Below are 12,604 nucleotides of genomic sequence, written 5' to 3' on the forward strand. Positions count from 1 at the left end.
TGGAGCATGACGGACCAGCACGAGCCGCGCGGGATCCGGGTCCTGGCGGACTATCAGTGCCACCCGCTGTGGCTGGTCCACCCGGACGCCGGCGACCTCTCCCCGGAGGATCCGTCGCTGGGCCTCAGCGCCGACCTGGCCGGGCGGCTGGCCGACTGGGCGGCCGAGTACGACGCGATCCTCGACTGGGACGACCCGGCGTCCAGCGCGTTCGCCGAGCCGGAGGCCGAGGAGGCGTTCTACGCCCTGGGCCGCACCCTGGCCGAGCGGCTCGCCGAGGAGCTCGGAGGCGGCTGGCGGGTGACGTACTTCGACGGGCGGCTGAGGCGCGACGTCGACGTGCCCGGCGCCGCCTGAGCAGCGCCGGGCCACGCCAACGGGGTTCAGCGTGCCGGCGCTGCCTGGCCCGCCGATGCCGCCGTGGCGCGCTCCGCGGCGGCCGGAGCGTGCCGTACCTCGACGGGCGCCTCGGGCGCGACGTTTCCGCACCCCAGGCACCCCGACCACTCCCGCGAGCCTCAGCGTGCCGGCGCCCCCTCGCCCGCCAGGGCCAGCGCGGCGCGGTCCAGCATGAGCAGGGCGAGGTCGTCGGCCTGGCAGCGGATCTCCGGGATGGCGGTGGTCTCCAGCAGGCTGCCGCGGCGCAGCGAGCCGAGCGTCCAGAGCGGCGCCGGGGTCAGGGAGTCGGCGGGGCGCAGGCGGCCGTCGGGGTCGGTGAGGAAGCCGCCGCCGATCGGGTTGGGCGTCCCGAGGCCGGTGGTGAGGAGCTCGGTGACCAGCGGGTCGTCGACCCGGGTGAGGTTGACCTCGGAGCCGGTGCAGTTCAGCACGGCGCCCACCCGCAGCCGGCGGCCGTCGTCCAGCCGGACGTCGAGCCCGCCGCCGGGCGGGCCGGCCGGTTCGGCGCCGGCCACGGTGCCCCGGCCGGTGCGGACCTGGTCGGCGTCGACGGCGGCGCGCAGGGCGTTCGCGCTGACCGGCGGGATGCGGTGGCGGTGGGTCTCCCACAGGCGCAGGTCCTCGGCGAGCAGCCGGGCCCGGTCGGCGGGCGGCAGCTGTTGCCAGAGCGCGCTGGTGACGGACCGTAGGCTGTCCACCCCCGCCCGCCAGTCGCCGTGCACCCGGCGGCAGCGGGCGATGTGGCACAGCACGGCCCGGCGCAGCCCGGCCAGCCCGGCGCCGGCGGCGAGCGCGTCGAGGTCCGGGGCGGCCACGGTGGGCACCGGGACGGTGGCGTGCGGCTGGGGGACCAGGCCGTGCCGCGACAGCGCGTGCACCACCCGGCCGGGGCGGCGCAGGCTGAGCGCCATGTCGACCATGGTCAGGCCGGTGCCGACGAGCAGGACGTCGCGGTCCTCGGGCACCGCGTCGAGCGCGCCGGGCGTCCAGGGGTCGGCGAGGAACGCGGCGGAGTCGCGCAGCGCGGGCGGCGCCCAGGCCGTGCCGGGCGCGAAGTTGCCGAGGGCCAGCACGGCGGCGGCGAAGTCGAGGGACTGTCCGCCGGCCAGTCGCAGGCGCAGCGGCGCGCCGGTCGCCGCCGGGCGGTGGGTGAGGCCGACGACCCGGTCGTGCACGCGGATCAGGTCGGGCGCGTCGGCGCGGTGGCCGGCCTCGGCCAGGCTGTCGGCGAGGTAGCGGCCGAACAGGCCCCGGGGCACGAAGTCGTGCTCGCCGGCCCGGTCGCCGAGCCAGCGGGTGAAGTGGCCGGGGTCGTCCCGGTGGGCGCTCATCCGCCCGGCCGGGACGTTCAGCAGGTGGTGCGGGGCCTCGGTGCCGAAGGCCAGGCCGCGGCCGGCCGGCCCGGGGTTGATGAGCCAGATCCGCACCGGCACCGCCGCGTGGTGGAGCAGCCGCAGCGCCGTCAGGGTGCCGGCGGCGCCGCCGCCCACGACGGCGATGTCGTGGACCGTGTCGCGCTGGTTCACCGCTCACCCTCGGGCGCGTGGTAGGTCCGGCGGATGCTGGTGCCGAGGCGGGAGATGTCGGCGCCGTAGATGTGGATCGAGATCGCCTTGTCCGTACCGCAGTTGCTCACCCGGTGGATGTCGCCGGGCGGTGCGAAGGCGGCGACGGAGCCGGCCGGGTTCACCGTGTCGCCGATCGGGATCAACCGGGAGGTCGGCCCGTCGGCGAGCAGCCGGTAGCGGCGTTCGTGCTCCTGGCCCTCGTAGACGCCGGTGACGCACCAGGAGACGTGGTCGTGGATCGGGGTGCGCTGGCCCGGCAGCCAGACCAGGGCGACGAGCGAGAAGCTGCCGTCCGGTTCGGCGTGCAGCACGTGCTGCCGGTAGGTGTCGGGGTCGCCCTCGCGCTGCGGGGCGGTGAGCAGGTCCGCGCTGCCGAGCGTGGGTGCGAGCAGCTCGCCGACCAGATGGGCCGTCAACTCCGGTGACAGACCGCGCCGGATCACGGTACGGAGGCCGGCAATGAGTTCGCCGATCGGTGCCGTGACCCGGGCGATCACCGCTTCGGGTGCAGGGGGAGGCGTCATGCTGCCAACATCGAGCCGACCGTGCCCTGTTGTCCAACGATGATTCATAAGCCATTGACCAAGCGGGACTTATGGATCGGCGGGGCGGTGGGGCGGCGGCCCGGGCGGGACAGGCGTCACGTGGAGTCGTGGCTACGCCACAGTCCGTTGCATAAGCAGAAGTTTTGTCTGCCACAGAACAACCAGCAGGTGTGGCCGGGTCAGCCGGCCGGTCCGCTGATCGGGGTGATCGTCGCGCTCTGCGGCGTGCCGGCGGCGTCGGTCCACTCGACGGTGAGCGGGTGGCCGACACTGCTGCTCGCCATGATGGCCGTGAGCGCGGCGGGGCTGCTGACCGACTGGCTGTCGACAGCGGTGATCACGTCGCCCGCGGCGAGCCCCGCCTGGGCGGCCGGCGAACCGGTGATCACGCCCGCGAGCGGTGCGCCCGAGCCGGAGCCGTAGCCCGAACCGGTCGCCACCTGCACGCCGAGGAAGGCGGTCTGCCCGATGTGCACGTCGGGGCCGGACTTGCCCGCCATGATCTGCTTGGCCAGCGGCAGGGCGGTGTCGATCGGGATCGCGAACCCCTGCGGGTCCGCCTGCTGCCCGGCGCCGCCGCTGCCCGCGTCCGACCCGGCGGTGTCGATGCCGATCACGGCGCCGCTGGAGTTCACCAGCGAGCCGCCCGAATCGCCGGCCTGCACGTCGGCGTTGACCTGGATCATGCCGCTGAGCTGCTCGGAGGTGCCGGCGCCGGGGTCGCTCGCGGTGATCGACTGGTCGAGCCCGGTCACCGTGCCGGAGGCCGGCGTCGCGCTGCCGGTGCCGCCCGCGTTGCCGATCGCCGTCACCTGGTCGCCGACCTGCACCTTCGAGGAGTCGGCGGTCTTGGCCGTGGCCAGGCCGGAGGCACCGCTGAGCTTGAGCACGGCCAGGTCGTTGGCGCTGTCGTAGCCGACCACGCTCGCCGTGTAGGTGCGCCCGTTGCCGAGGTCGGTCGCGGTGATCGAGGTGGCGCCGTCGATCACGTGGTTGTTGGTGAGGATCTCGCCGGTGGAGCTGAGCACGATCCCGGTGCCGGCCGCGCGGGCGTCCTGGTAGCCGAGCACGGTGTTGATCACCACCAGGGTCGGGTCGACCTCGGAGGAGACGTCGGTGGCCCCGGTGCTGCCGCCGCCGCTGCCGGAGGGCGCGATCGGCGCGGCCGGGCCGGCCGCGGGCTGGGAGCCGTTCGGCTGCCAGAACGTCCGGTTGATGCCGATGCCGGCGGCCAGCGCCACGGCGGCCACCGCCAGCGGCACCAGGAACTTGCGGGCCCGGTGCCGGTGCGGCGGCGGGGGACCGTAGCCGAGGTGCGGCGGGTAGGGCGGGTACGGGGGGAGCGGCGGCGGCATCGAACCGTACGGCCCGGGCGGCACCGACCCGTGGTGGCCGGCGGACGGCGCGCCCCACGGCCCGGCCGGGGGCGGACCGTAGGGGTCGGACGGCGGCGGGCCGTACGGCCCGGCCGGGGGCGGTCCGGGCACCGGCGGCGGACCCCAGCCGCCGGACGGGCCGTCCTGGCCGCCGCTGTTTGACCTGTCGGACGGGGACGGGGCCCCGGGTTCCTCGTGTGCGCTCATCACAGTCCCGCTTCTGGTGCGTGTCGAGAAGCTGACCCAGCGCCGCCCCGGCCCTGATCGTGCAGGTCGGGCGGCCTTCAACTCCATGATGCCCAGCGGTCGGTACCGTTCGCGTAAGACGAGGATGAGTTCTTCCTCAACCCGGCTACTCGCGGCCCCCGAAGAACACCCGCACCTCGCGGATCAGCCCGCCGCGCACCGTGATCGCCTCGACGTTGCGGTACCGATCGCCACCGGCGAGCTCGTACTCGTAGTAGGCGAACACCAACTCCCCGTCGGCGGGCGTGACGTGCAGCAGGCGCTGCCGGGTGAACCGGTCGGCGGTGGGGAAGCAGCGCTCGAAGAACGCGGCCTTGTCGATGCGGTCGTCCTGCGGGCTGGTGAAGGTGAAGTCCTCGGCGTACAGCGGCAGGGCCGCCGCCAGGTCCTGCGACCGGTAGCAGCGGAACGCCGCCTCGATGACGCTCGCGGGGGTGCTGTTCATGGGTGCGTGCCCTTCGGCCGGCGGTGGGTCGGGTGCACTGCCAGACTGCCACCGCCCATCCTCACTGTCAGTCCTGCGCCGTGGGGCGGACGACGATCTCGTTGACGTCCACCTCGGGGGGCTGGGTGAGCGCGAAGTGGATCGCCTCGGCGATCGCGGCGGCCGGGATCGCGATGCCCATCCGAGCCTCCACCGCCTCCCGGACCGCGCCGTCGGCGATGGTCCCGGTCAGCTCGCTGCGGGTGAGGCCCGGGCTGACCACGGTGACCCGCAGCTCCCGGCTCTCCTGGCGCAGCCCCTCGCACAGCGCGCGGACGGCGTGCTTGGTGGCGCTGTAGACGGCCGCCGTCGGGTCGACCCGCAGGCCCGAGACGGACGAGACGGTGACGAGGTGTCCGCTGCCCTGCGCCCGCATGACCGGCAGCACGGCGGCGATGCCGTGCAGGTATCCGGTCCCACTCCTGGACCCGCAGCGCATCCAGCCGCGACCGCGGCATCACCCCGGCGTTGTTGACCAGCACGTCGACCCGCCCGCCGTGGCCCGGGACACCGTCGCGGCACTGCGCGCGGCCCACGGCCGGGACCGGCACGACCCGCGCACGGCCGCCCTGATCGAGGGCCTGCTGACGGACAGCCCGGAGTTCGCGCAGCTGTGGAGCCGTCAGGACGTGGGCCGACTGGGGAGCCGGAGCAAGGCCTTCCGGCACCCGCGGGTGGGCGAACTGACGCTCAGCTACCAGACCTTCGACGTCCAGGCCGCCCCGGCCGCCACCTCCTGGTGGGCACGGCGGCGCCGGGCAGCCTCGACGCCGAACGGCCGGCGCTGCTGCTGTCCTGACGGTGCGTCAGGTCGAGGGGCGGGCGGGCTCGACTCGTCGTCCGGGGTCCAGGGTGGCAGTGTTGCCAGGGGTGTCCGGCCTGCCGCACCGTCACCTTGTCGGCCCGGATGCACAGTTCGCGGCAGCTTTCGATCCCGCGTGGGTGGGACGCGGGTTGTGGCCAAGGGGGTTCGGCCGCACTTCCCCTCGTCCTCGTCCGCATCGACGCCGGATCCCGGACGAACGTGTGGGGCGTGGACTCCGCCGACGCGATCTACCGCTACACCAACCACGACGCCAACCCGTGGATCAAGATCCCCGGTACCGCCAGCGACATCGCCGCCGGCGCCGACGGCACCGTGTGGCACGTCAACAGCGCCGGCGAGATCTACCGCTACACCGGCGACCAGCCGAGCTGATCCCGGCCTCGCCTCTCGTGCGGGCCCTGACCGGGAGGGCGGGTCCGCACCAAGCCGGGCCCGCCCCTTGCGAGCCCGATCCCGTCACAGCTCAGGGATCCCGGTCCGCCGCGCGTGCAGCTCGGAGCGGACCAGTTCGAGCAGGCGCCCCGTCCAGCCGCGGCCCCGGCCACCGTTGTCGCCCCAGAAGGCGGACTCCAGGTCGTCGTAGATCAAGGTGGCGTCCTGCGTCGACAGCAGGATCTCGGCCAGCTCGGGGTGCTGGTCGTACTTGGCGCGCAGCAGGCGCGTCATGACGGCGGTCCGGGCCTGCTCCCAGCCCTCGCGGCGAGGCGCCCCGGCCGCGAGCTTGCGCGCCGTGAAGGCGGAATCCGCCGCTGCGATCGCGGCCCGGAGCTCGGGCTGAGCAACCGACAGGGCCCAGTAGGCATGGGCGACGGAGGGGTAGTCGGCCTCTCCGATGGTGATCGGGGCGGGGTACTCGGTGCGCAGGCCGACCGTGCCGGGATCGTCCAGCGGCTCCTTCGGAAACGTCTGGTGTAGGTGCACCGCAGGGGCGTGGGACGCCGCCGGTCCGTCGGTGGGGACGCGTTCGGCCCGCTCGGCGCGCCGGCGGGCCCGCTCCTCGAAATACGCGAGGGCGCTGTCGTAGACCTCCTGCGTGATCGGCGGATCGGCCGCTACGTAGGTTCGGCCGCCGGGCCCTGCCAGCAGCACTCGCAGCGGCGCGTCCTTCCGATCCATGTCTCCCAGCGCGTAGCGGCGCCGCGAGGCCGGGATGGCCAGGAACGCGGCATGGGCGGCGGCCCGGTTCTCCTCGGTCCGGTCGGCGAGGAAGGCGTCGACGGCGGCCAGGCAGCGGCCGGTCGAGTCCGGCCGCCGGTTCAGCTGGTCGATGGTGTCGCGGACTTCGGCGAGCAGCAGCTCGGGGGTCAGCCAGCTCCGCGGCTCGCTGAACTTCCACTCCGCGAGGTCGTGCGCGGACGCCTCCGCGCCCTCGGGGATGCTGGTGGTCACCCAGCCGGTGCGCAGCTTCTCCTCGAACTCCTCGATGGTCACCAGGCCCCAGCAGTTGATGAGCCCGTCAGCGTAGATGAAGAGGTCGGTGAGGAAGTAGTGGCCGCCGTTGCGGATGAAGACGTGCCGCCAGGTTCCGGGTATGCGGACGCCGTCCGCGGTGCGATGGGTGATCCGTTTGCCGATCATCCTGGGATTGTGTCGCAGCGCAGGCCCGGTCGGCCCCAGGGTTTCCTCCGGGGCGGCTGACCCGCCCAGCCGGTTAATGGGTTGCGGGGCTCCCGGGCGGGGTGTCAGATCCCGGCTATGACGATTGTGCTGGGAACGCCGACCGCGGCCGGGGTGCGCGAGGCCATGGGCGCGCTGCGGGAGTGGCAGGACGACGGGGCGCCGATGCAGCTGCATGCGGGGGACATCGGCTGGAACTACCGGTTCGGCACGGCCGAGACGGCCGCGGCGGTGCGGACCTGGAGCCGGGGCGGGCGGATCCTCGCTGTCGGGATGCTGGACTCGCCGACGGTGGTGCGGATGACGGTCGCTCCCGACGCCTTCCAGGACGAGGAGTTGGCGCGGCGGCTGGTCGAGGACTTCTCGCTGCCCGAGCGCGGGGTGCTGCCGGGCGGAGCGGTGTCCATCGAGGCGCCGGTCGGTCTGCTGCTCCACGACCTGCTGACCGAGGAGGGCTGGGGCGTCGACGAACCGTGGACGCCGCTCTTCCGCGACCTCGCGGACGCGGTGGAGGACCCCGGTGTGCCGATCAGGGTGATCGGCCCGGAGCAGGCCCAGGACTTCGCCGACGTGCTGCGGTCCGCGTTCAAGACCACGCGGCCCACGCGCGCGTACCGGCACGCGATGTCGGCGGGGCCGTTCTCCTCCGACGCCCGCTGCCTGGGCGCCTACGACGACCAGGGCAGGCCGGCGGCGGTGGTGACGGTCTGGTCGGCGGGCCCGGGGAAGCCGGGACTGGTCGAGCCGATGGGCGTCCACGAGGACCACCGCGGTCGCGGGTACGGCCGGGCGATCACCCTCGCCGGGGCGGCCGCGCTGCGGGAGCTGGGCTCGTCGAGCGTCCGGGTGTGCACCCTGAGCTCCAACGTCGGCGGGATCGCCACGTACCAGGCGGCCGGGTTCGAGGCGAGGCCGGAGATCGGGGACCGGATCCGCACGGCCTGACGCTGGTTCAGGCCGGCCCCCTTCGCGCACTACGGGGCGGCTCGCCGTAGGCGGCGCGGTGCGCCAGGTCGGTGCGGGCGGGCACAGCGCCGTGGTCCGGTTCCCCGGCGGGTTCGTCACCGAGATCCACGACGGCACGCTGACCTGACGGCACGCTGACCTGACGAGCCGACCGACTGACGGGCCGACAGGCGCGGCCACCGGTAAGGCTCGGGCCCGAGCCGCGGTGGCCGCGCACCGGTTCGTAGACTGCTGATCATGAATCGCACACCCGTACCCCCGCCCGCGAGGCTGCCGGTCCTGGAGACCGCCCGGGTCCGGCTGCGGGACCACCGCGCCGACGACCTCGACGCGCTGCGCCTGGTCTGGGGCGACGCCGAAGGGATGCGGCACCTGTCGACCGGGGTCATGGACGACGGCCGGATCCGGCGCAAGCTCGACGAGGCCCTGGCGACCGCCGCCGAGCTGCCGCGCCGTCACTACCACCTCGCCGCCTGCCTCCAGGGCGAGGACCGGCCCGTCGGCGGCATCCGCCTGGAGGTCGAGGACGCCGACACCGGGTACTCCGGTGTCTTCACCATGGCCCGGCGCCTGCGCGGCTCCGGGTGCGCGCCGGACATCGGCTGGCTCATGCTCAAGCTCGCCTTCGCCGACCTCGGGCTGGCCCGGGTGCGGAGCATGGCCTCGGTGGAGAACACCGACGCGGTCCGGGCGATCACCCGGTTCGGCTTCCGGCCGACCGGTGAGACCGAGCGCTACTTCCCCGAGGCCGACACCACCATGCGCCTGGTGACCCTGGAGGTGCTCGCCGACGACTGGCGCGCCATGCCGGTCCCGGACGGCGCCCGCCTCTAACCCACCAGGCGGCGCCGCCAGTCCAGCGGGGTGACGGTGATCGAGCGCCCCGGGTCACCGTCCCAGTCGGCGGGGAGGCCGGCGGTGGCGAGGGCGGCCACCACCTCGTGGCCGATGGCCGCGGTGGTCGCCTCCGTGCCGTCGAACCCGCCGTAATGGAGCGTCAGGCCGTGGCCGGCCGCGGCGTGGTCGGTGCTCTGGGTGTGGAAGTAGACGAACCCGCGGGCGTCGGGCTCGCCCGCGCCGCCGATCTCCGCCTGGCCGCAGCTGTGGCAGCAGGTGAAGTGCTCGCGGGCGGTGATGCCGGAGTCCTGGAGGGCGGTGAAGGCGCGGGTGAGCCGCTCGGGGTCGGTCCCGCCCTGCCACTCGGACTGCGCGGCGACCCGCTCCAGCCACAGCCGGTCGGCCAGCGCCACCGCCTGCGCGCGGGAGAGCGGGCGCCGGTCGGCGGTGGCCGGGTACTCCTCGGCGAGCTCGGCCAGTTGGGCCCGGGTGGTGTAGCCGACGGCGAGTTCCGCGCGCAGCCGCGCCTCCAACTCCCCGCGCTCGGTGTCGTCGAGGTCGATCGGCGGCACCTCGGGGGCGGGGCCGGTGTCCAGCGGCGACCAGGCCAGGTCGGCCTGCCAGCCGTCCTGGCGGCGGGCCCAGCCGGTGAGCACCGCGGCCACCACCTCGGGCCGGTCCGTGTGCGCCTGGAAGTGCCGGTCGGCGGAGCCGTCGCGGTACTCCAGGGTGTAGGCCTCGCCGTCCGCGTGCCAGACCTGGGCGTAGTCGTCGGGCAGGTCGGGGACCCGCTGCACCACCAGGTACCGGTCGTCGGCACCGCCGATCCGCCCGACCAGCGCGGCCAGGTCCTCCGCCGAGGCGCGGACGTGCCGCTGCCAGTTCTCCGTCTCCACCACGATGTCGAGCATGCGCAGACTCTGCCACACCCCGCCGACGCTTCCGGATCACCGGGGTGGGGTGTAGCCGCGGGTGCGGGCCAGCTCGTGGACGAGCTCGGTGGCGGCGAGCGCGGCGGCGCTGCGGTAGGCGCCCTGACGGTGCAACAGGGTGACGGTGCGGGTGGGCAGCGGCGGATCCAGCGGCACGGGGGTGAGGTGCGGGTGGTCGTGGGTGATCGCGTCGGGCAGCACGGTGGCGAGCGGGGTGCGCCGGACGATCTCGGTGAGCGCCTGCACGGAGTTGGCCTCGACCGCGATGCGGGGCGTGACCCGGTGCCGGGCGAAGTAGTCGTCGACGTGGCCGCGGGTGGCGAAGTCGCCGCTGAGCAGTGCCAGTTGTTCGTCCTGGAGGGAGCTGACCGGGAGCGGGCCGGGCGCCCGGCCGGCCCGCGGGAGGCCGGTGACCAGGCCCAGGGCCTCGGTGAACAGCGCGGTGGCGGCGACACCGGGCGGGTGCGGGCCGGCGAAGGCGATGCCCAGGTCGAGGTCGTCGGCGAGCAGGGCCGCCTCGATCCGGTCCTGGGTGGTCTCCACCAGGGTCAGGCCGACGCCGGGGTGGCGGGCGTGCAGGGCGGCCGCCAGCGGGCCGACCAGGTAGGCGGTGAACGTGGGGGTGACGCCCAGGCGCAGGTGGCCGCGGGTCAGCTCCCGCACGTCGTGGACGGCGCGCTCGGCGGCGGCCAGGTCGCGCAGCGCCCGCCGGGCGTGGTCGGCGTAGACGGCGCCGGCGTCGGTGAGCCGCACCGTGCGGCCGCTGCGGTCCAGCAGCTGCACGCCCAGGGTCCGTTCCAGCTGCCTGACCTGCTGGGAGAGCGTGGGCTGCGAGACGTGCAGCTCCTCGGCGGCGCGGGTGAAGTTGCCGTGGTCGGCCACGGCGAGCAGGTAGCGCAGGTGACGCAGTTCGAGAGCGGCCATGGAGCAACCATAGATGGCACCAATGGCTCGCATGCCCAGCAACTCTTGGACGCTATAGGCACAGCTCAGGCATGGTGGATCTCACCAGCCCACAGGGGCCGACCGGAGGGAGTGACCGGACCATGCAGGACCTCACCGAGGGCATCGCCCGCTTCCAGCGGGACGTCTTCCCGGCCAAGGCGGAGCTCTTCGCCCGCCTGGCGACCCACCACGCACCGCACACGCTGTTCATCGGCTGCTCCGACGCCCGCGTCGTCCCCGAACTGCTCACCGGCACCGAGCCGGGCGACCTGTTCGTCATCCGCACCGCCGGCAACCTGGTGCCCGCCCACAGCCCCGAGGCCGACGGCGTGACGGCGAGCATCGAGTACGCCGTCGCCGTCCTGGGGGTGACGGACGTGGTCGTCTGCGGCCACTCCGCCTGCGGCGCGATGACCGCCCTCGCCCGGGGGCAGGACCTGAGCGGCGCCCCGGCGGTCGCCGCCTGGCTGCGCCACGCGGACGCCTCCCTGGCCCGCACCACCGCCGACGGCGACGTGCCCGCCCTGGTGCGGCAGAACGTGCTCGCCCAGCTGGCGAACCTCGCCACCCACCCCGCCGTCGCCCGAGCCCTGGCGCAGGGCCGGATCGCCCTGCACGGCTGGGTCTACGACATCCCGACCGGCCGGGTCGAGGACCTGACCCCGGCCGACCCCGCGCTCGCTGCCTGACCCGACCCGACCGCCACCCCTCGATTCGCCGCCCGTGAGGCGGCCCACCCCGAACAGGAGCCCCTCCCATGGTGCACGCCCAGCTCGACCCCGCCGCCCGCCAGGCCCTCGCCACCGCCGCCGTCGAGGCCAAGACCCGCAAGGACCTGACCTGGCGCCAGATGGCCGAGGCCTCCGGCCTGTCGGTGGCCTTCACCACCGCCGCCGTCCTCGGCCAGCACGCCCTGCCGCGCGAGTCGGCCGAGGCCGTCGCCGACCTGCTCGGCCTGGACGAGGACGCGGCCCTGCTGCTGCAGACGATCCCGGCCCGCGGCTCGATGCCCGACCGGGTCCCGACCGACCCGACGATGTACCGCTTCTACGAGATGCTCCAGGTCTACGGCACCACCCTCAAGGCCCTGGTGCACGAGGAGTTCGGCGACGGCATCATCTCCGCGATCAACTTCAGGCTGGACGTGCAGAAGGTCGCCGACCCCGAGGGCGGCGAGCGCGCGGTGATCACCCTGGACGGCAAGTACCTGCCCACCAAGCCCTTCTGAGGCTTGGTCAGGCCGGGCGGCGGCCACCCCGCCGCCGCCCGCTCCACCCTGCACCTTGCACCTTTCACCCCTTCACTCCTTCACTCCCGATTCCGGAGGCCCCCGTGGACTTCGCCCAGCGCACCATCGACCTCGCCCGGCGCAACGTCGCCGAGGGCGGCCGCCCGTTCGCCACCGTCATCGTCAAGGACGGCGAGATCCTCGCCGAGAGCCCCAACCGGGTCGCCCAGACCGGCGATCCCACCGCCCACGCCGAGATCCTCGCCGTCCGCGAGGCCTGCACCAGGCTCGGCACCGAGCACCTGACCGGCGCCACCATCTACGTGCTGGCCCACCCCTGCCCGATGTGCCTGGGCGCGCTGTACTACTGCTCGCCGGACGAGGTCGTCTTCCTCACCACCCGCGAGGCCTACGAGCCGCACTACGTGGACGACCGCAGGTACTTCGAACTCGCGACCTTCTACGACGAGTTCGCCAAGCCCTGGCAGGAGCGGCGGCTGCCGATGCGGCACCGGCCGAGCGAGGACGCCGTCGAGGTCTACCGGTCCTGGCAGCAGCGCAACGGCGGCGAGCGCCGGGTGGCCGGCGCCCCGACCTCCCCGACCTCCCCGACCTCCCCGACCGTCTCGTGAACC

At 74.3% G+C, this 12,604-nt stretch carries 15 protein-coding genes and 1 pseudogene; 8 read left to right on the forward strand and 8 right to left on the reverse strand.

Annotated features, from left to right (window positions below; all coding sequences use genetic code 11):
* Positions 1–6: 6 nt before the first annotated feature.
* Positions 7–357: a hypothetical protein gene (locus FHX73_RS27540; protein ID WP_211786350.1), complete on the forward strand. Its 351-nt coding sequence runs from the start codon at positions 7–9 to the stop codon at positions 355–357.
* Positions 358–518: 161 nt separating this feature from the next.
* Here FHX73_RS27540 and FHX73_RS27545 read toward each other — a convergent pair whose 3' ends face one another.
* The 5 genes from FHX73_RS27545 to FHX73_RS27570 form a co-directional block, all read right to left on the reverse strand.
* Entirely contained in the window at positions 519–1,925 is a 1,407-nt protein-coding gene (locus FHX73_RS27545; RefSeq protein ID WP_145908605.1) for an FAD/NAD(P)-binding protein, read from the reverse strand.
* Entirely contained in the window at positions 1,922–2,491 is a 570-nt protein-coding gene (locus tag FHX73_RS27550) for a cysteine dioxygenase family protein (RefSeq protein ID WP_145908606.1), read from the reverse strand. The genes FHX73_RS27545 and FHX73_RS27550 overlap by 4 nt, the downstream gene beginning before the upstream one ends.
* A 200-nt stretch (positions 2,492–2,691) precedes the next feature.
* Positions 2,692–3,999, reverse strand: coding sequence for a S1C family serine protease (locus tag FHX73_RS44945; RefSeq protein WP_170305097.1), 1,308 nt, complete (start codon positions 3,997–3,999; stop codon positions 2,692–2,694).
* 241 nt (positions 4,000–4,240) lie between these two features.
* On the reverse strand, positions 4,241–4,579 hold the full coding sequence (locus tag FHX73_RS27565) for a nuclear transport factor 2 family protein (RefSeq protein ID WP_145908607.1): 339 nt from the start codon (positions 4,577–4,579) through the stop codon (positions 4,241–4,243).
* A gap of 67 nt (positions 4,580–4,646) precedes the next feature.
* The gene (locus FHX73_RS27570; protein WP_425461453.1) at positions 4,647–5,057 is read right to left on the reverse strand and encodes an SDR family oxidoreductase; all 411 of its coding nucleotides are present in this window, start codon (positions 5,055–5,057) and stop codon (positions 4,647–4,649) included.
* Between FHX73_RS27570 and FHX73_RS47685 the strand changes: the two are divergent.
* Together FHX73_RS47685 and FHX73_RS47330 are read left to right on the forward strand one after the other, a co-directional pair.
* Positions 5,014–5,289 (forward strand): annotated as a pseudogene (locus FHX73_RS47685) (MmyB family transcriptional regulator); the annotation flags it as partial. The gene FHX73_RS27570 and the pseudogene FHX73_RS47685 overlap by 44 nt on opposite strands.
* A gap of 236 nt (positions 5,290–5,525) precedes the next feature.
* Entirely contained in the window at positions 5,526–5,816 is a 291-nt protein-coding gene (locus tag FHX73_RS47330; protein ID WP_281292725.1) for a tectonin domain-containing protein, read from the forward strand.
* A gap of 84 nt (positions 5,817–5,900) precedes the next feature.
* On the opposite strand, the gene FHX73_RS27580 is transcribed toward FHX73_RS47330, so the two are convergent.
* Positions 5,901–7,022, reverse strand: a complete 1,122-nt coding sequence (locus tag FHX73_RS27580) for an NADAR family protein (protein ID WP_145908608.1) — start codon at positions 7,020–7,022, stop codon at positions 5,901–5,903.
* A gap of 117 nt (positions 7,023–7,139) precedes the next feature.
* On the opposite strand from FHX73_RS27580, the gene FHX73_RS27585 reads away from it, so the two are divergent.
* Together FHX73_RS27585 and FHX73_RS27590 are read left to right on the forward strand one after the other, a co-directional pair.
* A complete protein-coding gene (locus tag FHX73_RS27585; RefSeq protein ID WP_145908609.1) occupies positions 7,140–8,006 on the forward strand; it encodes a GNAT family N-acetyltransferase in 867 nt (288 codons plus the stop codon).
* Between the two features lie 258 nt (positions 8,007–8,264).
* Positions 8,265–8,861 (forward strand): GNAT family N-acetyltransferase, encoded by a 597-nt coding sequence (locus FHX73_RS27590; protein ID WP_145908610.1) that lies wholly within the window; start codon positions 8,265–8,267, stop codon positions 8,859–8,861.
* On the opposite strand, the gene FHX73_RS27595 is transcribed toward FHX73_RS27590, so the two are convergent.
* Together FHX73_RS27595 and cynR are read right to left on the reverse strand one after the other, a co-directional pair.
* Positions 8,858–9,775 carry a DUF6891 domain-containing protein gene (locus FHX73_RS27595; RefSeq protein WP_145908611.1) on the reverse strand — a complete coding sequence of 306 codons (918 nt, stop codon included), beginning with the start codon at positions 9,773–9,775 and terminating at the stop codon, positions 8,858–8,860. The two genes, FHX73_RS27590 and FHX73_RS27595, sit on opposite strands and share 4 nt — an antisense overlap.
* Positions 9,776–9,811: 36 nt before the next feature.
* Positions 9,812–10,720, reverse strand: coding sequence for a transcriptional regulator CynR (cynR, locus tag FHX73_RS27600; protein ID WP_145908612.1), 909 nt, complete (start codon positions 10,718–10,720; stop codon positions 9,812–9,814).
* Positions 10,721–10,842: 122 nt separating this feature from the next.
* Here cynR and FHX73_RS27605 point away from each other — a divergent pair, with 122 nt between their 5' ends.
* The 3 genes from FHX73_RS27605 (at position 10,843) to FHX73_RS27615 (ending at position 12,601) form a co-directional block, all read left to right on the forward strand.
* Positions 10,843–11,430 carry a carbonic anhydrase gene (locus FHX73_RS27605; RefSeq protein WP_145908613.1) on the forward strand — a complete coding sequence of 196 codons (588 nt, stop codon included), beginning with the start codon at positions 10,843–10,845 and terminating at the stop codon, positions 11,428–11,430.
* Positions 11,431–11,498: 68 nt separating this feature from the next.
* The gene (gene cynS / locus FHX73_RS27610) at positions 11,499–11,969 is read left to right on the forward strand and encodes a cyanase (protein WP_145908614.1); all 471 of its coding nucleotides are present in this window, start codon (positions 11,499–11,501) and stop codon (positions 11,967–11,969) included.
* A gap of 104 nt (positions 11,970–12,073) precedes the next feature.
* Complete coding sequence (locus FHX73_RS27615; protein ID WP_145908615.1) at positions 12,074–12,601, forward strand: nucleoside deaminase; 528 nt, start codon at positions 12,074–12,076, stop codon at positions 12,599–12,601.
* Positions 12,602–12,604 lie beyond the last annotated feature (3 nt).

Origin of the sequence: Kitasatospora viridis (assembly GCF_007829815.1) — a bacterium.
In the GTDB taxonomy this organism is placed as follows: Bacteria; Actinomycetota; Actinomycetes; order Streptomycetales; family Streptomycetaceae; genus Kitasatospora; species Kitasatospora viridis.